General features: G+C 71.1%; 19 protein-coding genes. 13 read left to right on the plus strand and 6 right to left on the minus strand.

What is annotated here, in order from left to right:
- Positions 1-81 precede the first annotated feature (81 nt).
- Together GA0111570_RS01400 and GA0111570_RS01405 are read left to right on the plus strand one after the other, a co-directional pair.
- Positions 82-1,137, plus strand: a complete 1,056-nt coding sequence (locus GA0111570_RS01400) for a tellurite resistance/C4-dicarboxylate transporter family protein (protein WP_092605595.1) — start codon at positions 82-84, stop codon at positions 1,135-1,137.
- Positions 1,138-1,146: 9 nt separating this feature from the next.
- Complete coding sequence (locus GA0111570_RS01405) at positions 1,147-1,917, plus strand: SDR family NAD(P)-dependent oxidoreductase (protein ID WP_217633960.1); 771 nt, start codon at positions 1,147-1,149, stop codon at positions 1,915-1,917.
- Positions 1,918-1,971: 54 nt separating this feature from the next.
- Here the strand turns inward: GA0111570_RS01405 and GA0111570_RS01410 are convergent, their stop codons facing one another.
- Entirely contained in the window at positions 1,972-2,565 is a 594-nt protein-coding gene (locus GA0111570_RS01410; RefSeq protein WP_092605599.1) for a protein-L-isoaspartate O-methyltransferase family protein, read from the minus strand.
- A 312-nt stretch (positions 2,566-2,877) separates the two neighbouring features.
- Between GA0111570_RS01410 and GA0111570_RS01415 the strand changes: the two genes are divergently transcribed.
- From GA0111570_RS01415 to GA0111570_RS01455, 9 genes are all read left to right on the plus strand, one after another.
- Entirely contained in the window at positions 2,878-5,214 is a 2,337-nt protein-coding gene (locus GA0111570_RS01415) for an FtsX-like permease family protein (protein WP_092605601.1), read from the plus strand.
- A gap of 1 nt (position 5,215) precedes the next feature.
- Positions 5,216-5,998 (plus strand): ABC transporter ATP-binding protein, encoded by a 783-nt coding sequence (locus tag GA0111570_RS01420; RefSeq protein ID WP_092605603.1) that lies wholly within the window; start codon positions 5,216-5,218, stop codon positions 5,996-5,998.
- Positions 5,999-6,365: 367 nt separating this feature from the next.
- Positions 6,366-7,559 (plus strand): amidohydrolase, encoded by a 1,194-nt coding sequence (locus GA0111570_RS01425; RefSeq protein ID WP_217633961.1) that lies wholly within the window; start codon positions 6,366-6,368, stop codon positions 7,557-7,559.
- Between the two features lies 1 nt (position 7,560).
- Positions 7,561-9,051 carry an MFS transporter gene (locus GA0111570_RS01430; RefSeq protein ID WP_092605605.1) on the plus strand — a complete coding sequence of 497 codons (1,491 nt, stop codon included), beginning with the start codon at positions 7,561-7,563 and terminating at the stop codon, positions 9,049-9,051.
- 213 nt (positions 9,052-9,264) lie between these two features.
- Positions 9,265-9,828 (plus strand): histidine phosphatase family protein, encoded by a 564-nt coding sequence (locus GA0111570_RS01435; protein WP_092605606.1) that lies wholly within the window; start codon positions 9,265-9,267, stop codon positions 9,826-9,828.
- A 3-nt stretch (positions 9,829-9,831) separates the two neighbouring features.
- Positions 9,832-10,536 (plus strand): trimeric intracellular cation channel family protein, encoded by a 705-nt coding sequence (locus GA0111570_RS01440; RefSeq protein WP_092605607.1) that lies wholly within the window; start codon positions 9,832-9,834, stop codon positions 10,534-10,536.
- A 51-nt stretch (positions 10,537-10,587) separates the two neighbouring features.
- Positions 10,588-11,439 (plus strand): DNA-formamidopyrimidine glycosylase family protein, encoded by an 852-nt coding sequence (locus tag GA0111570_RS01445; protein ID WP_092605608.1) that lies wholly within the window; start codon positions 10,588-10,590, stop codon positions 11,437-11,439.
- A 17-nt stretch (positions 11,440-11,456) separates the two neighbouring features.
- Complete coding sequence (locus GA0111570_RS01450; RefSeq protein ID WP_092605610.1) at positions 11,457-12,680, plus strand: dicarboxylate/amino acid:cation symporter; 1,224 nt, start codon at positions 11,457-11,459, stop codon at positions 12,678-12,680.
- A 70-nt stretch (positions 12,681-12,750) separates the two neighbouring features.
- Positions 12,751-13,179 (plus strand): MarR family winged helix-turn-helix transcriptional regulator, encoded by a 429-nt coding sequence (locus GA0111570_RS01455; protein WP_092605612.1) that lies wholly within the window; start codon positions 12,751-12,753, stop codon positions 13,177-13,179.
- Positions 13,180-13,201: 22 nt separating this feature from the next.
- On the opposite strand, the gene GA0111570_RS01460 is transcribed toward GA0111570_RS01455, so the two are convergent.
- Positions 13,202-15,838: an ATP-binding protein gene (locus GA0111570_RS01460; protein ID WP_092605614.1), complete on the minus strand. Its 2,637-nt coding sequence runs from the start codon at positions 15,836-15,838 to the stop codon at positions 13,202-13,204.
- Positions 15,835-16,989 (minus strand): metallophosphoesterase family protein, encoded by a 1,155-nt coding sequence (locus GA0111570_RS01465; RefSeq protein ID WP_092605616.1) that lies wholly within the window; start codon positions 16,987-16,989, stop codon positions 15,835-15,837. The genes GA0111570_RS01460 and GA0111570_RS01465 overlap by 4 nt, the downstream gene beginning before the upstream one ends.
- A gap of 111 nt (positions 16,990-17,100) precedes the next feature.
- Between GA0111570_RS01465 and GA0111570_RS01470 the strand changes: the two genes are divergently transcribed.
- Positions 17,101-18,129, plus strand: coding sequence for a diacylglycerol/lipid kinase family protein (locus GA0111570_RS01470; protein WP_092605618.1), 1,029 nt, complete (start codon positions 17,101-17,103; stop codon positions 18,127-18,129).
- 19 nt (positions 18,130-18,148) lie between these two features.
- Here the strand turns inward: GA0111570_RS01470 and GA0111570_RS01475 are convergent, their stop codons facing one another.
- On the minus strand, positions 18,149-19,189 hold the full coding sequence (locus GA0111570_RS01475; protein WP_092605620.1) for an LLM class flavin-dependent oxidoreductase: 1,041 nt from the start codon (positions 19,187-19,189) through the stop codon (positions 18,149-18,151).
- A 49-nt stretch (positions 19,190-19,238) separates the two neighbouring features.
- Positions 19,239-19,958, minus strand: a complete 720-nt coding sequence (locus GA0111570_RS01480; protein WP_092605622.1) for a hemerythrin domain-containing protein — start codon at positions 19,956-19,958, stop codon at positions 19,239-19,241.
- A 147-nt stretch (positions 19,959-20,105) separates the two neighbouring features.
- Between GA0111570_RS01480 and GA0111570_RS01485 the strand changes: the two genes are divergently transcribed.
- Positions 20,106-20,681: a TetR/AcrR family transcriptional regulator gene (locus GA0111570_RS01485; protein WP_217633963.1), complete on the plus strand. Its 576-nt coding sequence runs from the start codon at positions 20,106-20,108 to the stop codon at positions 20,679-20,681.
- Positions 20,682-20,886: 205 nt separating this feature from the next.
- Here the strand turns inward: GA0111570_RS01485 and GA0111570_RS01490 are convergent, their stop codons facing one another.
- Complete coding sequence (locus GA0111570_RS01490) at positions 20,887-23,097, minus strand: NADP-dependent isocitrate dehydrogenase (protein ID WP_092605624.1); 2,211 nt, start codon at positions 23,095-23,097, stop codon at positions 20,887-20,889.
- Positions 23,098-23,180 lie beyond the last annotated feature (83 nt).

Consider the following 23,180-nt stretch of genomic DNA (forward strand, 5'->3'; position numbering starts at 1 on the left):
CGTGGTCCGAGACGGCGCCTTGTGCCACCATGACGCACGAGGAACCGTCCGGGCACCCGCCCCCGACGACCAGGGGAGGCCATGACCACCGAGCCGTCACAGCGCACCGACCCGCCTCTGGAGCACCTGTCACCGGGGTACTTCGCCCTCGTGATGGCTACCGGGATCGTGGCGACCGGGTGCGCCCAGCGGGGCTGGGGCACTGCCGCGCTCGCCTTCCTCGGCGTGGCCGTCGTCGCGTACGCCACCCTGGTGGTGCTGAACGTGGCCCGCTGGGCCCGGCACCGCTCGGCGATGGTGGCCGACCTGCGCAATCCCCGGACCGCCTTCCAGTTCTTCACCTTCGTGGCCGCCACCGACGTCGTCGGGGCGGCGCTGGCCGGGCACGGCCTGTGGGGTGTCACCGCGGCACTGCTGGCCGTGGCGGGGTCGGTCTGGGCGGTGCTCGGCTACGTGATCCCCGGCATCGCCGTGCTCACCCGGCAGGACACCTCGATCGTCGGATCGGTCAACGGGTCGTGGCTGGTCTGGGTCGTCGCGAGCCAGTCGGTGGCGGTCGTCGCAGCGACCCTCGAGCCGCACTTCGCGGGGGCCCGCGAATGGCTGGCCATCATGGCCGTCTTCTCCTGGTCCGTCGGCATCATGCTGTACGCCGCGACGGCCCTGGTGGTGGCGCTGCGCCTCGCGTTGCACCGGATGGAGCCGCACGAGATGGACCCGGCCTACTGGATCCTGATGGGGGCGGTGGCGATCACGGTGGTGGCGGGCGCGACCATCGTCGAGATGGACAGTGCGCCGATGGTGGACGTCGTCCGCGGGCTGGTGGCCGGCCTGGCGGTCCTGATGTGGTGCTTCGCGACCTGGCTGATCCCCGCGCTCGTCGGGGCAGGGGTCTGGCGCCACCTGGTCCATCGCGTCCCGCTGAACTACACCCCGTCGCTGTGGAGCATGGTCTTCCCGCTCGGCATGTACGCGGTGGCCGGGATGCGCCTGGGCCGTGCCGACCGGCTACCGATCGTGGAGCGGATCGGCGAGTTGTGGATCTGGGTGGCGCTCGCCGTCTGGTCGGTGACCTTCGTCGCCATGGTCGTCTCCTGGGCCCGGGCCCTCCGGTCCCGCCGCGCCGAGCGCACCTAGGCTGCGGTTGTGCAACGCATCGAGAGGTCGCCCGGGTCGGTCCCCGAGGGCGCGGTGGTCGTGTTCGGTGGCCGCAGCGAGATCGGGCTGGCCATCGCCCGGCGACTGGCCCCGGATCGTACGGTCGTGCTGGCCGTCCGGCCCGGTGACACCGAGGCTGCGCGCCGTGCCTGCCTGGCCGCCGGGGCACACGCGGTCCTGGTCGTCGGGTTCGACGCCGATGACACCGATGCCCACCCCGGGCTGGTGGCCCGGATCGAGGCCCAGGCTGGCCCCATCGGCGTGGCCGTCCTGGCGTTCGGGATCCTCGGTGACCAGCGGCTCGCCGAGACCGACCCGGCCGAGGTGGTCCGGATCCTGCACACCGACTTCGTCGCCCAGGCCAGCCTGCTCACCGTACTGGCCGACCGGCTGCGCCCCCGCGGCACCGGCACGATCGTCGCCTTCTCCTCCGTCGCCGGTGTGCGGGTGCGCCGGGCCAACTACGTCTACGGATCGGCCAAGGCCGGGCTGGACGGGTTCGCCTCGGGGCTGGCGGACGCCCTGCACGGCAGCGGGGTGCACCTGGTCGTGGCCCGGCCAGGCTTCGTGGTCGGCCGGATGACCGCCGGGATGGACCCCGCGGTGTTCGCCAGCACCCCCGACCAGGTGGCCGACGCCGTCGTGGAGCGGATCTCCCGGGGCAGCGGGGTGGACCTGTGGATCCCCTGGCAGCTGCGGGTGATGTTCTCGGTCGCACCGTTCGTCCCGCGGGCCCTGTGGCGGCGGATGCCCCGCTGAAACGGACGCACCGGCGACCGCGTCCCCCCGTACGAGGCTGCGGCTCCGGGCGGCTCAGGTGATCAGCGGGACGAACGAGTACTCCCCGTGCGTGGTGTCCCGGACAGCACCCGTGGCGTCCTTGCGGACCCGATGCATCAGCCAGCCCACCGGGACCACCATCACCCCTCCGGGAGCGAGTTGGTCGACCAGCTCGGTCGGCATGGTGTCCGCCTGGGCCGACACCAGGATCCGGTCGTAGGGTCCCTCGTCCGGCAGGCCGAGGACGCCGGGGATCGCCTGGCGGACCTGCGCCCAGGGCAGGTGCTGGTCCTCCACGGCCTTGCGGGCCCGGCGGGTCAGCTCGGGGATGCGCTCCACGCCCAGCACCCGGCCGGTCTCGCCGACCAGGCGGGCCAGGATGGCGGTGGTCCAGCCGGAGCCACAGCCGACGTCCAGCACCGACGCGCCCGGCTCTACCTCCAGCAGTTCCAGCATGTTGAGCACCGTGCTGGGCTGGGAGTTCGTCTGGCCGTGGCCGATCGGCAGCGGTGCGTCGACGCCCGCGTACGGTCGCTGGTCCGCGGGCAGGAACGGCCGGCGCCCCAGCTCCCGCATCACGAGCAGGATCTCGGCCGCCGTCGCGGCGCCTGCCGCCTGGTCCGCCATGCCGCGCCTCCTGACCCACGTGGGTGCTGGATCCCTTCAGGCTAACCACCCCGGACGGGGGCCACAACGGATTCCCCAGGACGGGGCCGCCGGACAGCCCCGCACGGCGACCGCGAACCGCTCGGCTGCGAGCCCGAAACGGCCCCAGAGCAGGCCCCCGAACAGGCCCCCAACAAGCCCCCGACCCGGCCGGGGACCGTGATCCGGGGTACCTCCGGACTCTCCCTCGGTGACCCCCGGGCGGGTCCAGACTGACCGGTGGCGGGCAGCACCGACGGCGACCACGCCAGGGCCCGGGGAGCGAGGACGACCATGCTGTGGAGGATGCTGCGGACCGACCTTCGGCGCACCGGTGCCATCGGCGTGGTGCTGGCCGGCCTGGTCGCGATAGCCGCACTGCTCGCCGCCCTGGGCGGCACCGCCCTGGTGCAGCTCACCGGCTCCCTGGACCGCCTGTTCACCACCGCGCGGACCCCTGACATCGTGCAGATGCATGTCGGCGACATCGACGCCGACGCGATCCAGGACTGGTCCGCCGGCCAACCGGCCGTGCAGGACGCCCTGGTCTCCACCACCGTCCCGATCCCGGTCGACCGGCTGGTCATCAACGGCGTTCCGGAGACCGGCAGCGTGCTCCAACCGGCCCTGACCGTGCAGAACCCGGAGTTCGACCACCTGCTCGGGATGGACGGCCAGGTGCTCACGGTCCGGTCCGGCGAGATCGCGCTGCCGGTCTACTACGCGCTGCAACGCGACGTGGAGGTGGGGGACCCGGTCACCGTCCGCCTCGACGGCGCCACGTACGACTTCCGGGTCGCAGCCTTCCTGCGCGACTCGACGATGAACCCGACCTTCGTGACCTCCAAGCGGCTGCTGGTCTCCCCCGAGGACCTTGCTGCCGTGCTGCCGCACGCCGGCGAGCCCGAGTACCTGGTCGAGTTCCTGCTCACCGACACCAACCGGACCCGGGAGGTTGCCGAGGCGTACGCGGACTCCGGCCTGCCGCAGAACGGCATGATGATCGAGCGGTCCTCGTTCTACCTGTTCAACGCCATCTCCCACGGCATCGTTATCGCGGTGCTGGCCCTGTTGGCCGGCCTGCTGGTGGTGGTCGCCGTGATCGCGCTGCGGTTCAGCTTCCTGACCTCGATCGAGCGCGACCTGCGCGAGATCGGGGTGATGAAGGCGATCGGCCTGCCCCGGCGTACGATCCGCGGCCTCTACCTGGTCAAGTACGCCGCCCTCGTCGGCGTCGGCGGACTGGTCGGGCTGCTCGCCTCGGTGCCCGCCGCGCGCGTCCTCACCGCCGGTCTGCGCCAGCAGTTGGGCGCGGCCGACCGCTCGGTCCTGCAGGTGCTCGTGCCGGTCCTCGCCGCCGCAGCGGTCGTGCTGCTGGTGATCGCCATGGTGGCGCTGGTGCTGCGCCGCTTGGACCGGATCACCGCGATGGATGCCCTGCGTGCCGGGACGGCCGTGGGGCCGGGGCGTCGCCGTTCGCCACGACTGCGGCTGTGGCGCTCCACCCGGCTGCCACCTCCGGTCTGGCTGGGGTTGAACGCGATCAGTCGCAACCTGCGGGCGCACGGGATGCTGCTGACCGTGCTGACGCTGTGCACCTTCATCATGGTGGTGCCGCTGAACCTGCACACCACCGTCACCTCCCCGGCCTTCATCACCTACATGGGGGCCGGCCGCTCGGACCTGCGGCTGGAGCTACGCGACCAGCAGGTCGTGGCGCAGGCGCCGGCCCTGGGTCGCGCCCTCGCCACCGACCCGCAGGTCGGCCGGTTCACCGAACTGGTCACCATCCGCCAGGAGGTGCGCAACCCGGCGGGGGAGTGGGAGTCGCTCAACGTGGAGAACGGCGACCACACCGTCTTCCCGGTCTCCTACCTGGAGGGGCGGGCGCCGACCACGCCCGACGAGATGGCCCTGTCCTCCCTGGCCGCCTCCGGGCTCGGCGTGCGCGTCGGTGATGCCGTCCCGCTGCGGGGCGCGACCGGCGAGCGTCGGCCGACGGTCAGTGGCATCTACCAGGACGTGACCAACGGGGGTCGTACGGCCAAGGCGGTGCTGCCCACGGCAGGGGAGCCGGTGCTGTGGGACACGATCGTTCTCGACCTGGCAGCCGGAGCCGACCCGGCCGTGGTCGGCCGGCGCCTGGCGGCGCAGTGGCCGGGGGTCCAGGCGGTCGACGTACAGGAGTTCACCCGCCAGAGCCTGGGCGAGCTGGTCGACCAGACCCGTACGCTGACCGGCGTGGCCGCCGCCGTGGCGCTCCTGCTGGCCTTCCTGATCACGGCGATGTTCGCCACCATGGTCATCGCCCGGGACACCTCCCAGATCGCCGTGCAGCGTGCCCTCGGGATCTCCGACACCTCGCTGCGCACCCAGTACCTGACCCGGTTCGTGGTCGTGCTGCTCGCCGGGGTGCTGCTCGGCACGGTGCTGACCGCCACCCTGGGCCAGTACGGGGTCGCCGCCGCCCTGGGCGCCTCGCTGGGGGCGCCCGCGATCCGCTTCGACGTCGACCCCCTGCTGGCGTACGGCGTCTTCCCTCTCGCCCTGGTCCTCGCGGTCGTGCTGGCGACCGTGCTGGCCACCCGTACCTTCCGCCGCACCACCGTGACGCAGCTCTCCGAGGAGTGACATGTCCATCACCGCCGACGCCACCACCGACCAGTCGACCGCCATCCGTGCCCGTGGGGTGCGCAAGTCCTTCGGGGAGGGGAGCGCCCGCACCGAGGTGCTGCACGGGATCGACCTCGCCGTCGCCGAAGGGGAGTTCCTCGCCATCATGGGCCACTCGGGCTCGGGCAAGTCGACGCTCCTGTACTGCCTCAGCGGGATGGACGCGGTCACCGATGGCACCGTCCACGTCGGCGGGCAGGAGATCACCGCGATGTCCCAGAAGGACCTCGCCGCCGCGCGGCTGACCACCATGGGCTTCGTGTTCCAGCAGGTCCACCTGCTGCGCAACCTCACCGTCCTCGACAACGTGGTCCTCCCCGGCGTCACGGCCACGCCGAGGGACCGGGCCGCCGTCGTGGCCCGGGCCCGGGGCCTCCTCGAACGGGTGGGGATCGGCGAGCTCGCCGACCGTGACATCACCGAGGCCTCCGGCGGCCAGCTCCAGCGCGCCGCGATCGCCCGGGCGCTGGTCAACCGGCCGGCCGTGGTCTTCGGTGACGAACCGACCGGAGCGCTCAACGCGACGGCCGCGAGGGGGATCCTCGACCTGCTCGGCGAGGTGAACGCCGAGGGCCGGACCGTCGTGGTGGTCACCCACGACATCAACGTCGCGGCCCGTACCCGGCGGGTGGTCGTGCTGCGCGACGGTGCCGTCGACGGCGACCTGCGCCGCGGAGCGGACCACGACGACGCCTCCTGGCTGGCCACGCTCGGCGGTTGGCTCACCGGCCGCGGCGTCTGAGGGCGTCGGAACACCCTCCCAGCCCCGGAATCCCGGCAATTGCTGACAACCGGGCCTCCGGATTTATTTCCACTCCTTCGCTGGTGGTATTCCTTTACAGGTGTCCTGTCGGCGTGCGGGACAGCACAGGCGTGAGGGCCGTCCGATCGTTCGGATGCCCGCCTGTCGGGCGGTCGATGACGATCCGTGCCCGGGCCGAGGCCGCTGTCGATGCGCCGGGACCCCACCCCTTGGGAATCCGTGATCGGTGCTGCTCACTCCTGCCTCCGCGGATGCAGACCGATTCCCGTCGCGGCGCGCGCTCGACGTACGCCGATCCCCGCTCCGGCGCCCTGGCTCCGGGACACCCACGTCACAGGAGGTAGCAGTGAACGCAGCCGAAGCAGTCCTCGCCGGATCAGGCGGGACCACGGCCTGGCAGGAGGAGCTGTACAAGGACCTCCACCGCCACCCCGAGCTGTCGATGCAGGAGAGCCGGACCGCCGCCACCATCACCGAGCGACTGGCGGCCTTCGGGTACGAGGTGAAGCAGGTCGGTGGTGGCGTGGTCGGTGTCCTCGCCAACGGCGAGGGCCGGAACGTGCTCTACCGCGCCGACTTCGACGCGCTGCCCGTCACCGAGGACACCGGTCTGGAGTACTCCTCGACGGTCCAGGGCGTCATGCACGCCTGTGGCCACGACATGCACGTGGTCGCGGCGCTGGGCGCGGCCGAGCTGCTCGCCGCCCGCCGGGACGCCTGGTCGGGCACCTACATTGCGCTGTTCCAGCCCGGTGAGGAGACCGCAGCCGGGGCGCGGTCGATGGTCGAGGCCGGACTGGCCGACCAGATCCCGCACCCCGACGTCGCGATGGCCCAGCACGTGCTGACCAAGCCCGGGGCCGGCCACGTCGGCACCGCCGCCGGTCCGGTGCTGTCCGCCGGTGACTCCATCCGGATCACCGTCTTCGGCAAGGGCTCCCACGGGTCCATGCCCCAGCTCGGCGTCGACCCGGTGGTGCTCGCCGCCTCCATCGTGATCCGGCTCCAGACGATCGTCTCCCGCGAGATCTCCCCGAGCGACTTCGGCGTGGTGACCGTCGGCAGCCTGCAGGCCGGTTCCAAGAGCAACATCATCCCGGACCGGGCCGAGCTGCTGCTCAACCTGCGTACGTACGACACCGCCGTCCGCGAGAAGATCGTCGCCGCCGTCGAGCGGATCGTGCGGGCCGAGTGCGAGGCCTCCGGCTCCCCGCAGGAGCCCACCTTCGAGTACTACGACCAGTACCCGCTGACCAGCAACGACGTGGAGACCAACACCGTCGTCACCTCCGCCTTCGTGCAGCACTTCGGTGCCGACCGGGTCGAGCACCTCGACCCGATCACCGCCAGCGAGGACTTCAGCAACATCCCCGACCAGCTCGGGGTGCCGTACGTGTACTGGGGCCTGGGTGGCTTCCTGCCCGGCATGCCCGTCTTCCCCAACCACAACCCCAGATTCGCACCCGCGATCCAGCCGACCCTGGCGACCGGCACCGAGGCCGTCGTCGTGGCCGCGATGGCCTACCTCGGAAAGAACTGACATGACCACTACCGTGATGAAACCGACCGACACCGGCTACAAGGGCACCGAGAAGCTCCTCTGGGGCATCGTCCTCGCCGTCGTCACCTACTGGCTGTTCGCCGGCACGATGGGAACCGTCGCCGTCAACGTGCTGGCCAACCTGAACCGCGGCGGGGAGGTGATGAGCGCCGACGGGATGAACCTGGCCGTCGCCATCACCGCCCTGTTCTCCGGGATGTTCATCGTGGTCATGGGCGGCGTCGCCGACAGGATCGGCCGCGTCAAGATCACCCTGGTCGGCAACCTGATGGCCATCGTCGGCTCGTTGCTGGTCGTCCTGGCCACCGGCAACGCCTCGCTGCCGCTGATGCTCGCGGGCCGTGCGATCCAGGGCTTCTCGGCCGCCTGCATCATGCCCGCCAGCATGGCGCTGGTGAAGACCTACTGGGACGGCGCCGCCCGCCAGCGCGCCGTGTCGATGTGGTCCATCGGCTCCTGGGGCGGTAGCGGCCTGGCAGCGATCTTCGGCGGCTACATGGCCACGATGGTCAACTGGCGCGCGATCTTCATCGTCTCGATCATCGTCTCGGTCGTCTCCATCCTGATGATCGTCGGCACTCCGGAGTCCAAGGTCGCCGCCACCGGCGAGAAGAAGCGCTTCGACGTCGCCGGCATGCTGGTCTTCATGGTCACCGTGCTGGTCCTGCTGGTCGTGCTGACCTTCGGCGGCAAGTTCGGCTGGGGTTCCCCGCTCACCTTGGTTCTCGCCGCGGCCGCCGTGCTCGGCATCGTCGGCTTCCTGCTGGTCGAGCGCGGGGCCGAGCAGCCCTTCGTCGACTTCAAGCTCTTCGAGAACCGTACGTTCACCGGCGCGACCATCTCCAACTTCATCCTGAACGCCTCCATCGGCATGCTGATCGTCTCCCAGCAGCTGCTGCAGCTCGGCGGCAGGATGAGCGCCTCCCAGGCGGGCCTGCTGACCCTCGGCTACGCGATCACCATCATCGGGTTCATCCGGGTCGGCGAGAAGCTGCTGCAGCGCTTCGGCCCGCGCAAGCCGATGGTCTGGGGCTCGCTCATCGTCGGCCTGGCCGTGATCCTGCTGCTGCCGACCAACCTGCTGCTCGAGCAGTACAAGGTCCTGGCCATCATCAGCTACGCGCTGTTCGGTCTCGGCCTGGCCTTCTACGCCACCCCGTCGACCGACGCCGCACTCTCCAACCTGCCCGCGGCCCAGGCCGGCTCCGGCGCGGGCATCTACAAGATGGCCAGCTCGCTCGGCGGCGCCATCGGTGCAGCCGCGTCGCTGGTGCTATTCACCGGCTTCGCCAAGGGCGGGCCGATCCAGCTGGTCGGCAACGTGCTGGTCAACCACGGCCTCACCGTCAACGTCGCCGTCCGGCAGGCCGCGTTCATCGCCCTGCTGTTCAACCTCGTCATGGTGGCCCTGGCCGTCGTGTCGATCATGTCCACCGTGCCCAAGGGCCGGGAGGTCGAAGCGCAGCGCTGAGAGCGCTCTGCCCGTGCACCACGGCTCCCGAGAGGATGTCCTGGGGCCCCGCCCCGCCCCGGTCCGGGGCGGGGCGGGGCGGGGCGGGGCGGGGCGCCGGGTGGATCGGGGCCACGTACGATCCGAAATGTTAGAGTCGGCTGCCGCATCCGCAGCGCGGCTCGTCACCTCGTGCGGTGAGCGGGAGGCCGCTCCCGGGAACGGAGTCCCCCGATGACCGAGCTCTACCTCGTCCGCCACGGCCAGACCGAGTGGAGCAGGACGGGTCGGCACACGTCGATCACGGACCTCGACCTCACCGAGACCGGGGTGGCGCAGGCCGAGGCGCTGCGTACGCGCCTGAACCCCGCCGACTTCCAGCTGGTGCTGAGCAGCCCACGGCTGCGGGCCCGCCGGACCGCCGAGCTGGCGGGCTTCGGGGACCACCTGGAGGTCGAGGAGGACCTGGCCGAGTGGTACTACGGTGACTTCGAGGGCCTGACGAGCGACCAGATCCGCCAGCAGCACCCCGGCTGGCGGATCTGGTTCAACGGCTGCCGCGGTGGGGAGTCGGCGGACCAGGTCCGGGCCCGGCTGACCCGGGTGGTGGCCCGGGTGCGCGCCTCCGGGGCGGAGCGGGCGATCTGCTTCGCGCACGGGCACTCGCTGCGCGTCCTCGCCCTGAGCTGGCTGGACTTCCCGCTGATCTTCGGGCAGAGCTTCCCCCTGGAGGTCGCCAGCGTGTCGGTGCTGGGGCGGGAGAAGGAATCGCCGGCCGTGATCCGCTGGAACAGCTGAGCAGTGAACGACGTCACCCCAGACACGCTCTTCCGCACGGTCGACCTGATCGGCGTGGTCGCCAACAGCCTGCTCGGCGGTGCCGTGGCCCGCGGGCGCGGCTACGACATGATCGGGTTCCTGTTCCTGGCGATCAGTTCGGCGCTCGGCGGCGGCATCATGCGCGACGTCATGCTCAGCATCGGGTTCCCGGTCGCGCTGACCGACCCGTTCTACCTGACCGGGGCGATCGCCGGGGCGGTCATCGCGTACTTCATCGTGCTCGACGACAAGTTCTCCCGGGTGCTGCTCTCGGTCGCCGACGTGCTGGCCCTGGGATGCTGGTCGGCGACCGGCGCGTCGAAGGCCCTCGCCGCTGGACTCGGCTGGGTCCCGGCGATCTTCATCGGTGTCCTGACCGCCGTCGGCGGCGGCGTGCTCCGCGACGTGATGACCAACCAGGAGCCGTCGGTCTTCGGAGGGCAACCGGTGTACGCCACGCTGTCCATCTTCTCCAGCATCGCGATGGTCGTGCTCCAGAGCAACGGGCTGTACGCCTGGGGCATGGGGCTGGCGATCGCGCTGGCCGGCGTCCTGGGCCTGCTCGCCCGCTGGCAGAACTGGCAGCTTCCGGGCGCGGCGACCCTGGTGCTGCCCCGACCCAGCCTGTCCGGGCGGCGCCGACCCGCGTGGTTGCGCCGCAGGCGAGCAGACGAGGACGAGGACTGAACCCGCTCCCGGGCCCGGTGCGTCCGCGCCCAGAGGCGGCATAATGGCCCCATGCCCGAAGCCCCCGAGCTCGATGCAGCCGCCGCGTTCCTGCGCGAGCGGGGGACCGGGCGGGCCGTCACCGGCGTCGAGGTCGGCGACATCAACGTCCTGAAGACACCCACCCCGGTGGCCGACCTGGTCGGCCGGCGCCTGGAGCAGGTCCGGCGCCGCGGCAAGTTCCTGCAGCTCGACTTCGAGGGGCTGTGGCTGGTGGTGCACCTGGCCCGGGCCGGTTGGTTGTCCTGGGCCGAGCCCGCCCCGGCCAAGCCGGTGCGGATGGGCCGCGGGCCGGTGTCCCTTCGCGTACGCCTGGAGCCCGACGCGGCCCTGGTCCTCACCGAGGCCGGCACGCGCAAGAGCGCGGCGGCCTACCTGACCCCCGACCCGGACGGCCTTCCGCAGGTGGCGGGCCTCGGGCCCGAGGCGGGCGAGCTCGACCGTGACCGGTTGGCGGCGGTCCTGGCCGGGACGACCTCACGGGTCAAGACGGTGCTGACCGACCAGGGGGTCCTCGCCGGGATGGGCAACGGCTGGTCCGACGAGGTCCTGCACCGGGCCCGGCTCTCGCCCTTCGCCACCGCCAACAGGCTGGCCCCGGAGGCGGTCACCGCGCTGCACCAGGCGATCGCCGCCACGTACGCTGCGGCCGCCGAGGCGATGGACGGCGTGGCCCCCGACAAGCTGAAGGCCACGAAGAAATCGCTCTACCGCGTGCACGCCCGCACCGGTCTGCCCTGCCCCGTCTGCGGGACGGACATCGCCGAGGTCGCCTTCGCCGAGAAGTCGCTGCAATACTGTCCGACCTGCCAGACCGGAGGCCGTCGACTCAACGATCGGCGGATGGATCGGCTGCTGAAGTAGTCGATTACGCTTCTCGGGTGATCAACGACAAGAAGCAGTTCTCGCTCGGATTGCTGCCGCGCATCCTCATCGCGATCGTGCTGGGCATCATCACCGGGCTGTTCTTCCCCGACGGGCTGACCCGGGTGTTCGTGACGTTCAACGGACTGTTCGGCAACTTCCTGTCGTTCATCATCCCGCTGATCATCGTCGGCCTGATCACCCCGGCCATCTCCGAGCTCGGCCGGGGCGCCGGCAAGTGGCTGCTCGCCACCGCGGCGATCGCCTACGGGTCGACGTTGTTCGCCGGCTTCTTCGCCTACGGGGCCAGCATGCTGTTCCTGCCCCGGGTGCTGGCCGGCCGTAGTGCCGTCACCCTGGCCAATCCGGAGGACGCGCTGCTGGCGCCGTACTTCAAGGTCGAGATGCCCCCGCTGCTGGGCGTGATGTCGGCGCTGATCCTGGCCTTCGTCGTCGGGGTCGCCCTGACCGCGATCCACGGCGACGTGCTGGAACGCGGGTTCGCCGAGTTGCGCGACGTGGTCAACAAGGTCATCTCGTCAGTCATCATCCCTCTGCTGCCGCTCTACATCTTCGGCATCTTCCTGAACATGACCGCCGCCGGTGAGGTCTTCACCGTGATCAGCACCTTCCTCGGCGTCATCCTGATGGTCTTCGCCCTGACGGTGGTGCTGCTGCTGATCCAGTTCAGCGTCGCGGGCGGCCTGGCCCGTCGCAACCCGCTGAAGATGCTGCGTACGATGCTGCCCGCGTACGCCACCGCCCTGGGAACCTCGTCCTCGGCCGCCACCATCCCCGTCACGCTGCGCCAGACGATCCGCAGCGGCGTCTCCGAGCCGGTCGCCTCCTTCGTCATCCCGCTGTGCGCGACGATCCACCTGGCCGGCTCGACCCTGAAGATCACCACCTTCTCGCTCGCCGTGATGATGCTGTACGGCATGCACATCAGCCCGGCAGTCATCGTCGGGTTCATCTTCATGCTGGGCATCACGATGGTGGCCGCCCCCGGTGTTCCCGGTGGTGCGATCGTCACGGCCGCCGGGCTGCTCAGCAGCATGCTCGGGTTCACCGAACCGCAGGTCGGCCTGATGATCGCGACCTACATCGCCATCGACTCGTTCGGCACCGCCACCAACGTGACCGGTGACGCCGCGATCGCGACGGTCATCGACACCTTTGCGAAGCGCTCGCCGATCACTGCGGAGGAGATCCTCGACGCCGAACTGGACGCGGTGGAGTAGGTCAGGGCGGCCGGCGGGCGGATCCAGCCAACCGGACACCTCCGACCCCGGGCGAACCTACGCTGAGGCCATGATCGAACAGCAGTCCCGACCCATCGGTTACTGGGCCAAGCACCTCGACACGCTGATCAACCGGGCGTTCGAGCAGGCCCTTCAGGACGACGACGTCACCCGCCGCCAGTGGCAGGTGCTCAGCACCCTCTCCTGGGGTGGACGCTCCGCGGAGAGCCTGCACGAGACCCTGGACGCGTTCCGGTGCGACGAGGGCGACTCCCTCGATGCGGCGATCAAGGCCCTCGAACAGCGGGGATGGCTGGTCGCGCGCGACGGGATCCTGGCGCTGACCACCGCGGGGGAGACCGCCTGCGAGGACCTCCGCCAGGACGTCGACAAGGTCCGGGCCGACATGAGCCGCGGGATCAGTCCCGAGGACTTCCGGATCGCTGTCGACACGCTGCAGGCCATGTGCGACAACCTGTCGCCCGCCCACAAGGACTGACAGCCGGACGGCTCCCCGGAGCTCACAGCTCCACCAGCTCGGCTCCCGCCAGTCCGGCGTAGCGGTCGGTGTGGCAGGTGAACAGGATGACCTGGGAGGTCTGGGAGGCCAGCGACAAGGCGCGGCAGATCGTCTGCAGCCGGTGCCGGTCGGAGTAGCCGAGCGCGTCGTCGAGCATCACCGGCACGCCCTCGACAGGATCGACGAGCATCGCGGTCGCCAGCCGGATCAGGATCACCAGCTGTTCCTTGGCGCCGGTCGAGAGCTGCTCGAAGGCCAGCGTCGTCCCCTTCAGCCGGCGCTCGGTCACGGTCAGGGCGTCGTCGACGGTCACTCCGAAGCCGGGATCGCCGTACGTCGCCCGGCCCAGCTCCTCGATCCGCTCGCGGAACGGCGCCACGTACGCCGCCCGGACCGCCCGCTGGCGGGCCATCAGGGTGCGCTCGAGCAACAGGGCCGCCTCCGCCCGGCGGGTCATCGCCTCTAGGGCCCGTTCCGCCGCGACCAGCCCGGTCTGCGCTCGGTCGTAGTCCGCCTGGCGTTGGTCGCGTCCCATCACCCGCAGCCGGGCGTCCAGTTCCGTGCGCTTCTCCCCCAGGGCCTGCCGGCGTCGCTGGGTCGTCTCCAGGGCCGTCGTGACGTACTCGTGCCGGGCCGTGACGGTCTCGGCATCGAGCCCGCGGAGCACGTCGACCGCCGCTGCGGCCCCTGCCTCGGCTGCGGCCATCGCATGGCGCGCCTCGGCCAGGGCCAGGTCGAGGGCGTCGTCACCCTCCTTGGCCCGGGCCGCGTCCAGTGCCGCCCGGCGGTCGGTCAGCGTGGATCGCTGGTTGGTCAGCTCCCCGGACAGCTGCTGGAGCCGGGTGCTCCGAGCGGCCAGGTCCTCGCGCGTAGTGCTCGCGGCGGTGTGCGCCGCCACCAGGGCACTCCGGGCCTCCGCGAGGCCAGCGGCGATGCTCGTGGCACGGGCCTCGGCCTCGGCGAGCGAGCCGGGCAGCGGGGTGGTGCCGGTCCGGGTGGAGCCGTAGCTCCTCGTCCTGGCGTCCAGGTGCTCGACCTCGTCGCGCAGCGTGGCCTCGTCATCCTTGCGCAAGATGGCGTCCCGGTCGGCCTCGGCGTCCGCGATGGCGCGGCTGGCGGACTCCGCGTCCAGGTGACGGGACCGTGCCTCCTCCGGGTCGGCGACCCCGAGGTCGGCGAGCAGGTCGGCGACCAGCTGGCGGGCGCTGCGGGCGGCTTCGGCCCGCGTCTCGGTGGCGGACTCGGGGGCGACCGTGATCCGCCACTGGCCAGGGATCTCGACGGTGGTCTCACGGACCACCGGGGTCTGCCAGTCACCGGTCAGGTCGGTCGGCTCGCCGTCGAGGACCAGCGTGCCGCCGTCGCCCAGGGGCGTGACGGACAGGTGGGCGCTGCCGACCCCGATCGCCACCTCGGCGCTCCTTGCCGCGTCGACGGCCCGCTCGATCTCGGCCAGCTGCTGTGTCGTCACCGCCCGGTCGGCCGCCTCGCGCAGGCCGGAGATGCGCTTGCGGAGCTCGTCGAGCCTGTCGAGGGTGATGCGCAGGTCGGCGAGGCGGCCGAGGTCGAGCAGGTGGGTACGGTCGTCGGTGGCCACCTGGTCCTCGTCCCGGGCCAGGTCCCAGGCCTGCTGGGCGGCGTCGTGCGCTGCCTCGGCCTCCCGGGCACGCTCGCGCGCCGGGGCGAGCTCCTCCTCGGCCCGGGCGATCGCCGCCGTCAGCCGATCGACCTGCGACTCGGCCTCGGCCACCTGGTCACGCAGGTCGGCGCGCTGCTCGTGGCGTGCCGCGACGGCCTCGTGGTGGCGGGTCGTCCGCTCGACCGCCTGCTCGGCCTTCTCCAGTTCCGCGTGGGCGGAGGTGATGGCGACCAACTGCTCGGCCAGCCCGTCGCACTCGAGCAGGTGGTCGGCGACGAGGTCATCGAGGTGCGCGAGGTCGTCCAGGACGATCGCCAGCTCCGACTCGGTCGTGGCCACCTCGTCGAGAGCGGCCCGCGTGCCGGCGACCTCGGCCCCTGCCTCCTCGGCGGCGGTCTGGAGGGCTCGGTAGTCGGCGTTCGGCTTGCTGCGGGTCGCGGTCCAGTACCGGTCCGCTTCTGCCTGCACCCGCTCGACGAGGCTGTCCGCCTCGGGGTCCTCCATACTGGTGCCCCCGGCCTGGGCCTCCAGGGCCCTGCGCAGGACGGTGCTGCCACCGAACCCGACCGCCTCCAACTGGCTGGCCTGCATGATCCGCATGGCCTTCCAGAGCGTCGTGTCGGAGTTCTCCCACAGCGCCGTGGCGGCATCGTGGGCCTCGCCGCCGGTCACCGCACGACCTTGCCGGGGCCCGCTGACGAAGCGCAGGGTGGTGGCGGGCTGCTTGAGCCACTGCTTGCGGTAGACGACGCGCTCGCCGGCCACGGTGAACTCGGCCTCCACCACGATGGGGTCGTCCCGGTCCACCGGCTTCGCCTCGCGGATGGTCTTCGTCCTGCTGGAGTCCTTGAGGCTGATCAGCGCGTCGAAGGCCTCGATCATCGAGGTCTTGCCGACCTCGTTGCGGCCCTGGACGACCACGACTCCGGTGTCCGGCACGCTCAGGTCACGGGTGTCGATCGCCTTGAAGTTCTCGATGTGCAGCCGGTGCAGTCTCATCGGGCCTCTCCTCCGGTGAAGCGGTACAGGAGCTTCAACGCGTCCCGGGCGGTGTCCGCGTCAGGCCCCCCGGCCTGCGCGGTGGCCGCGAGCTCGTGCGCGGACTCCAGGACATACCCGCCCGCCGCCAAGGCGCTGAACTCGGCCTCGTCGGGCACCACCGCGAGATCGGTATGCCGCTCCCACGAGTCCAGGGCGGCGAAGACCTCCCGCTGGGCGTCCAGCAGGGCGTCCAGGCGGCTCGCGTCGGACACGCTCAGCGTGCCGGCGAACCGGGTCTTGAGGATGATCCGCTCCTTGGGCTCCAGCGCCGCCAACCGAGCCTCCAGTGCGTCGATGTCGGCCGCGCCGTCCAGGTCGGCCTGCACGATGTGGTGCAGCCACCGGCCGACCTCGTGGGAGGTGACGGTGGGCAGGTCGTCGGCCAGGACCACCTCGAGGACCCGCCCCCGGTCCGGCTCCCGGAACCCGGTCGTCTCGTGCGCCCCGGAGTAGTGGATCGCCCCGTGGTCATGGCCGGGCTCGCCGTCGGCGGGCCACTGGATGTGCCGGTCACCCAGCGCCACGTAGTGCACCGTGCCGGCGGCCAGGGCGGCATCCAGCGGTCCCCGGTGGACGGTCTCCAGGGCCGCCCGGTCCGGTTGCAGTTCGGCGAGCATGCCGTGGCCCACGACGATCCGTACTGTCCCGTCGGCGGGCAGGCCTTGCAGGGCCGGCGCCACCGGGTCGCTGTCGGGATGCTTGGTCCGCCAGGGCGCTGCGACGATCTCCACGCCCTCACGTACGGGCCAGGGGCCGACATCGTCCAGCAGGATGACGTTGTGCTGGCGCCGCCCGACGAAGTCCGGCGACTCCCACAGGGTCCCGGGCCCCAGCGGGTCGTGGTTGCCGGGAAGCAGGTAGACAGGCACCTGGATCGAGCCCATCGCCTCCAGGGCGCGGAGGACGTCCTGTCGCCCGAGGTTGTGGTGCTCGAAGACGTCGCCGGCCACCACGACGAACTCCGCGCCGGTGCTGGCGGCGAGCTCACCGATCCGCCGGATCGTCTCGACCCGGTCCCCGGTGAAGCGGGCCTGGGCCTCACCGGCCAGGTAGTGGCGCGTCATCCCGAGCTGCCAGTCGCTCGTGTGCAGGAACCTGACGGTACCCATCACTCTCCTCCGCTCGTCCTGCCCAGCACACTAGGCACCCGCTCTGACGTTTTCGGGAGCTGGGCCCCGCCCCGGGCCACGAGCGGCGCACCGACAGTCCATGATGGGGGCATGTCCGCTGGTGGGATCGACCTCACGACCGTCCGTGAGACGCGGGTCGGGCTGGTCCTCAACCCCAGGGGACGCCTGGCGGAGCGGGCGCGCCGTGAGCTCGACCGGGTCCTGGCCTCGGCCGCTGCACCGCCGGCCCTGGTGCTCCGGACCACCGTCGCCCGGCCAGGTGCCGACCAGGCCCGCGAACTGCTGCGGGCCGGGGTGGACCTGGTGGTCGTGGCCGGGGGGGACGGGACCGTACGGGAAGTGGTCTCGGTGCTGGCCGGCAGCGGCATCCCGCTGGGGATCCTGCCCACCGGAACGGCCAACCTGTTCGCCCGCAACCTCGGCCTGGGCCGGGGGCCCGCCCGCGCGGCGCGGACCGCGCTGGCCGGACGCGAGCTCGTCCTGGACGTCGGCCGTGCCCGGGTGCGGACCACCAAGGACCCCACGCGGTGGCAGGGCCCGCTCACGTTCCTGGTGATGGCCGGGATCGGCCGGGACGCCCGGGCCGTCGAGGCGACCGGCCTGCGGCTCAAGCGCGCGCTGGGCTGGGTCGCCTACCTGGCTGCGGGGATCGGAGAGGCGTTGCGTCGCCCGCTGCCGATGCTGGTCGACCTTGACGGCCGGCCGCGCCGGACCCGTACGTGGACGGTCCTGTTCGGCAACTGCCCGCGCATCCCCGGGGGGATCGCTGTCTTCCCCCGGGCCCGCCCCGACGACGGGCAGCTGGACACCCTCGAGGTGGCGCTGCGCAGCCCGTTCGACTGGCTGGCGGTCGCGGCGTTCGGCGTGTTCGGCCGGCCGAGGAGGGTGCGGGCGCTGTCGTACGGGCGGACCAGCCACGCGCGGGTCACCCCCGAGCAGCCGGTGGCGGTCCAGCTGGACGGCGATGTCGTCGCCGGCGTGCTCGAGCTCGAGGTCGGCGTGGACGCGCACGCGCTGCTGGTCCGTACGCCCCTGCCGCGGCACCGGTCCCAGCGGCGCCGAGCGGTGGGACGACGCTGGCCACTTCCCGGATCGGTGCCCCGCCGGTCGCGGGGGTGAGGGCAGATCGGTGGCGGCGTCAGCCGCGAGCGCCGACCGCTGCGGCGAGTCGCCGGAGAGTGCGCTCGCGGGCCGGTGTCCGATCCAGCGGATCGGCCGCCTGGTCACCGGCCACCGGCTGCACCATCACCTCGTCGACGCCGTAGCGATCGGCGAAGGCGACCAGCCGGTCGGCGACGACGTCGGCCGTGCCGACGAACCACGACTCCCGCACGGCCCGGAAGGCCGTCGGTGGCAGCGGCAGCTCCAGGGCCTCGGCCTCCTCGACGGTCGGCAGCGCGATGGGCGGGAGGTTGGTGCGCAACCGGCCCATCATGTGCTGGAACGGCAGCGCCAGCCGGTCGGACTCCTCCTCGGTGTCGGCCACCACGACGTTGGCGGTCAGGAAGGTGCGCGGTTCACCCTCTCCCCGGAAGCCGGTGCGGTACAGCTCCAGCGCCTGGTCGACGCCGTGGCCGGAGAAGTGGTGGGCGAACACGTACGGCAGGCCCAGCTGGGCGGCCAGCCGGGCGGAGTAGTCGGAGGACCCGAGCAACCAGACCGGAGGCGCCGCGACGGCATGCGGGGTGGCGGTCAGGGTGAACCTGCGCCCGCCCAGGTGGCCGGCGAGTCCGGCCCCCTCGAGCATCGCCCGGACCTGCTCGACGTGCTCGGGGAAGCGCTCGACGGGTTGCTGCCCGTCGGCGCCGGCGCGCAACGCCCAGGCAGTGACCGGGTCGGCCCCCGGTGCCCGGCCGATGCCCAGGTCGATCCGCCCGGGGTACGCGGCCTCCAGCAGCGCGAACTGCTCGGCGACCACCAACGGGGCGTGGTTGGGCAGCATCACCCCGCCCGAGCCGACCCGGATCCGCTCCGTGGCGGCGGCCAGCAAGCTGATCAGGACCGGCGGGTTGGTCGAGGCGACCGATGGCATGTTGTGGTGCTCGGCCACCCAGTAGCGTCGGTAGCCCGCCTCGTCCGCGATCCGGGCCAGGCCACGGGCGGCACTCACGGCGTCGGCCGTGGTCTGGCCGGTGCGGACGGGGAGCAGGTCGAGGACGGAGAGGGCGAGGGGCGACATGGCTCGAGACTAGTCGCCCGGCTGCCGCGCCTCGTCTGTCCCGATCGGCTCAGGCGTCCTGGGCCGCAAGCTGGGAGGGGGTGAGCGCGGGTACGTCGGCGGCTGCAGTGCCGCCCCACAGGGCGTCGCGGTCCGCGCGGTAGGTCTTGGCGTAACGATCGAACACCAGCAGGCGTGCGAGGAGAGGGACTCCCTGCAGGAACTGCTGACGCTGGTCATCGCTCGTGCCGTCCAGGATCCAGTTCGCGTCCCACCCGATCTCACGGATGCTCCGACCCTTGAGGGCGCCCTCCTTCTCGAACTTCAGTGCCTCCTTGTGGGTGACCAGGCGGGCCATCACAGGCATGGCCACTTCTTCTTCGTGGGCCAGGTGTGGGGCGAGCGCGTCCTGCAGGGCACGGACAGCTGCGCTCAGCACAGCCGGGGTGGCTTGACCCTTGCGGTACGAGGCCGCCGCGGCACGGAGAGCCGTCATGCGAGGATTCACGTCCTCGTGCTCGGCGGCCATGGCATCAGCCAGGGCGACCTCTCCCCGTTCGCGGAAGAAGGGCCACAACCACTTGTCCTCCGCCTTGTGGTGGTGCTCCAGGAAGTCCAGGAACCACTCGAAATGGGAGCCGAGGGCTTCGCGCGTTGCCGGTTCGTCGGCCGAAGGGTCGTCGAGGAGCAGGCGGATCCGGACCAGGTCGCGGCGCATTGCCGAGTGCACCACGCCCATGTTGCGCGTGTCAGCCATCCTGGGTTCCTTGTGGAAGACGGTGAGCTTCATCGGAGTTCCTTCCCTGTTGCGGCGAGCAGGCCACTCGCCTGGTGTGATACGGCTCACATTCCGGAATTACTACGATTGTAGCTCAATTCCACTATGTTGCTAGTGTAGGCGACGAGTGGGGGCGCGATCCCGGGTGGAGGTAGCGGAATGACGAGCATCGGTGACCGGCGCACGCAGGTGCTCGAGACGGCGGTGGAACTGGTCGGCACCCGGGGGGTTCGTGCCCTCACCCACGGTCGCATCGACGAGCGGTCCGGTCTCCCCAAGGGCTCCACATCGAACTACTTCCGGACGCGTGCAGCGCTCCTGGCCGGGGTGTGTGACTGGATCGTGGAGCAGGAGCTCGCCGAACTGGATCCCTCGTTCAGACCCGCAACGGTGGAGGAACTCGTGGTCGGACTGTCCCGGGGCATCGAGGCACTCACCGGGCCGGCACGTACCAGGACCGCTGCGCGGCTCGCCCTCTTCCTCGAGGCGAGCCACGACGCGGAGCTTCGCACCGCGATCTCGCGGGGACGCATGATGATGGAGGCGATCCTCACCGCGGCGCTGGCCCGGCTCGGAGCACGCGACCCCGACGTGGCCGCCGCGGCCGTCGCCGCCTGCTCGGAGGGCATCATCCTGCACCGGGTCGTACGACACGTGGAGATCGACCCGTACCCGGTGATCGACCTGGTCGTGCGGGCGGCGGTGGGGTATCCCGGCCCCTTGCCGCGGCCCTAGGTGCGCCGAATCTGTCGCTGGACCAACAGATTCGGCGCACCTAACGGCCATAGCCCCGGGTGGGGCCGCCCGTGCCCCGGAACCGGGCAGTCGAAGCGCCCCTGCGGCAGGCGCTGGCGCCGAAGGGGCGCCGGGACGAACCCGGCGCCCCTTCGGCGCATCCTGCTGCGGCTCGTACGTACGCCGCTGCCCCGGAGGGACCGGATCAGGCCAGCTTGGCGATGATCGTGTTGAAGGTCTCCGACGGGCGCATCACCGCGGTGGTCTTCGCATCGTCGGGACGGTAGTAGCCGCCCAGGTCGACCGAGCGGCCCTGGACACCGATCAGCTCGGCGTCGATCGTCTCGGCGTTGGCGGCCAGCTCGTCGGCGACCGGCTTGAAGGCTGCGGCGAGGGCGGCGTCCTCGGTCTGGGAGGCCAGCTCGTTGGCCCAGAAGTTGGCCAGCCAGAAGTGGCTGCCACGGTTGTCGATCTGGCCGACCTTGCGGGCCGGGCCCTTGTTCTGGTCGAGCAAGGCTTCCGTCGCCTTGTCCAGGGTGTCGGCCAGGACACCGGCCTGCGTGTTGCCCTTGTTGGCCTCGTGGCGGAAGGACTCGGCCAGCGCCATGAACTCACCGAGGGAGTCCCAGCGCAGGTAGTTCTCCTCCAGCAGCTGCTGCACGTGCTTGGGGGCGGAGCCGCCGGCGCCGGTCTCGAACAGGCCACCGCCGTTCATCAACGGGACCACCGACAGCATCTTCGCCGACGTACCGACCTCGAGGATCGGGAACAGGTCGGTGTTGTAGTCGCGCAGCACGTTGCCGGTCACCGAGATGGTGTCCTCACCCTTGCGGATGCGGTCGACCGAGTACCGGGTCGCCTCGACCGGCGACATGATCTCGATGGTCAGGCCCTCGGTGTCGTAGTCCTTGAGGTAGGTGCGGACCTTGTCGGCCAGGTTGCGGTCGTGGGCGCGCTCCGGGTCCAGCCAGAAGATCGCCGGGGTCCGGGAGGCGCGGGCGCGGGTGACGGCCAGCTTGACCCAGTCGCGGATCGGGGCGTCCTTGGCCTGGCAGGCGCGCCAGATGTCGCCCGCCTCGACGGCGTGCTCCATCAGCACGTCGCCCGCGGCGTTGGTGACCTTGACGGTCCCGGCGAAGGGGATCTCGAAGGTCTTGTCGTGGGAGCCGTACTCCTCGGCCTTCTGGGCCATCAGGCCGACGTTCGGGACCGAACCCATGGTGGTCGGGTCGTACGCGCCGTTGGCCTTGCAGTCCTCGATCACGGTCTGGTAGACGCCGGCGTACGAGGAGTCCGGGATCACCGCGAGCGTGTCGCCCTCGGCGCCGTCCGGGCCCCACATATGGCCGCCGATACGGATCATCGCGGGCATCGAGGCGTCGACGATGACGTCGGAGGGGACGTGCAGGTTGGTGATCCCCTTGTCGGAGTTCACCATCGCCAGCGCCGGGCCCTCGGCGATCTCCTTGTCGAAGGACGCCTTGATCTCGGCGCCGTTCTCGAGCTTGTCCAGACCACCGAGGATGGCGGCGAGGCCATTGTTGGCCGACAGGCCGGCCTCGTCCAGCTGGGCACCGTACTGCGCGAAGGTCTGCGGGAAGAACGCCTTGACGACGTGGCCGAAGATGATCGGGTCGGAGACCTTCATCATGGTGGCCTTCAGGTGTACCGAGAAGAGCACCCCGTCGGCCTTGGCGGCGGCGACCTGCTCGGCCAGGAACTCGTCGAGCTTGGCGGCGTTCAGGAAGGTGGCGTCGACGACCTCGCCGGCCAGGACCGGCAGGCTCTGCTTGAGGACCTTCTCGGTCCCGTCCTCGCCGACCAGGGTGATCGTCAGGGTGTCGTCGGCGGGCAGCACGACCGACTTCTCGTTGGTGCGGAAGTCGTCGTGGCCCATGGTGGCGACGCGGGTCTTCGAGTCGGCGGACCAGGTGCCCATCGAGTGCGGGTGCTTGCGGGCGTAGTTCTTCACGGCCAGCGGGGCGCGGCGATCGGAGTTGCCCTCGCGCAGGACCGGGTTCACTGCGGAGCCCTTGATCTTGTCGAACCGTGCCCGGTTGTCCTTCTCCTCGTCGGTCTGCGGCTCGTCGACGTAGTCCGGGACGGCGAAGCCCTGCGCCTGGAGCTCCTTGACCGCGGCCTTCAGCTGCGGCACGGAGGCGGAGATGTTGGGGAGCTTGATGATGTTGGCCTCGGGCGTCTTGGCCAGGTCACCGAGTTCGGTCAGCGCGTCCGGGACCTGCTGGTCGGTGGGCAGCTTGTCCGCGAAGGCGGCCAGCATGCGCGCGGCCAGCGAGATGTCGCGGGTCTCGACCTCCACACCCGCGGTCGAGGCGAAGGCCTCGATCACCGGCAGGAGGGAGTAGGTGGCCAGCAAGGGCGCTTCGTCGGTATGGGTGTAGATGATCTTGGCCATGTGTGAGGCAACTCCCTGGGGCGTACGGCTTCGTAACGGACTCTCGGAGGCTCAGATTATCCCGAAAGCCGCCACCCCACAGT

Source organism: Raineyella antarctica (assembly GCF_900092135.1).
In the GTDB taxonomy this organism is placed as follows: domain Bacteria; phylum Actinomycetota; class Actinomycetes; order Propionibacteriales; family Propionibacteriaceae; genus Raineyella; species Raineyella antarctica.

Bases quoted from the DNA above. Each gene is read 5' to 3' on its own strand.
- GA0111570_RS01400 (WP_092605595.1), top strand. From the start codon at position 82: ATGACCACCGAGCCGTCACAGCGCACCGACCCGCCTCTGGAGCACCTG.
- GA0111570_RS01460 (WP_092605614.1), bottom strand. From the start codon at position 15,838: ATGAGACTGCACCGGCTGCACATCGAGAACTTCAAGGCGATCGACACC.
- GA0111570_RS01430 (WP_092605605.1), top strand. From the start codon at position 7,561: ATGACCACTACCGTGATGAAACCGACCGACACCGGCTACAAGGGCACC.
- GA0111570_RS01415 (WP_092605601.1), top strand. From the start codon at position 2,878: ATGCTGTGGAGGATGCTGCGGACCGACCTTCGGCGCACCGGTGCCATC.
- GA0111570_RS01465 (WP_092605616.1), bottom strand. From the start codon at position 16,989: ATGGGTACCGTCAGGTTCCTGCACACGAGCGACTGGCAGCTCGGGATG.
- GA0111570_RS01420 (WP_092605603.1), top strand. From the start codon at position 5,216: ATGTCCATCACCGCCGACGCCACCACCGACCAGTCGACCGCCATCCGT.
- GA0111570_RS01470 (WP_092605618.1), top strand. From the start codon at position 17,101: ATGTCCGCTGGTGGGATCGACCTCACGACCGTCCGTGAGACGCGGGTC.
- GA0111570_RS01480 (WP_092605622.1), bottom strand. From the start codon at position 19,958: ATGAAGCTCACCGTCTTCCACAAGGAACCCAGGATGGCTGACACGCGC.
- GA0111570_RS01410 (WP_092605599.1), bottom strand. From the start codon at position 2,565: ATGGCGGACCAGGCGGCAGGCGCCGCGACGGCGGCCGAGATCCTGCTC.
- GA0111570_RS01475 (WP_092605620.1), bottom strand. From the start codon at position 19,189: ATGTCGCCCCTCGCCCTCTCCGTCCTCGACCTGCTCCCCGTCCGCACC.
- GA0111570_RS01445 (WP_092605608.1), top strand. From the start codon at position 10,588: ATGCCCGAAGCCCCCGAGCTCGATGCAGCCGCCGCGTTCCTGCGCGAG.
- GA0111570_RS01455 (WP_092605612.1), top strand. From the start codon at position 12,751: ATGATCGAACAGCAGTCCCGACCCATCGGTTACTGGGCCAAGCACCTC.
- GA0111570_RS01485 (WP_217633963.1), top strand. From the start codon at position 20,106: ATGACGAGCATCGGTGACCGGCGCACGCAGGTGCTCGAGACGGCGGTG.
- GA0111570_RS01435 (WP_092605606.1), top strand. From the start codon at position 9,265: ATGACCGAGCTCTACCTCGTCCGCCACGGCCAGACCGAGTGGAGCAGG.
- GA0111570_RS01490 (WP_092605624.1), bottom strand. From the start codon at position 23,097: ATGGCCAAGATCATCTACACCCATACCGACGAAGCGCCCTTGCTGGCC.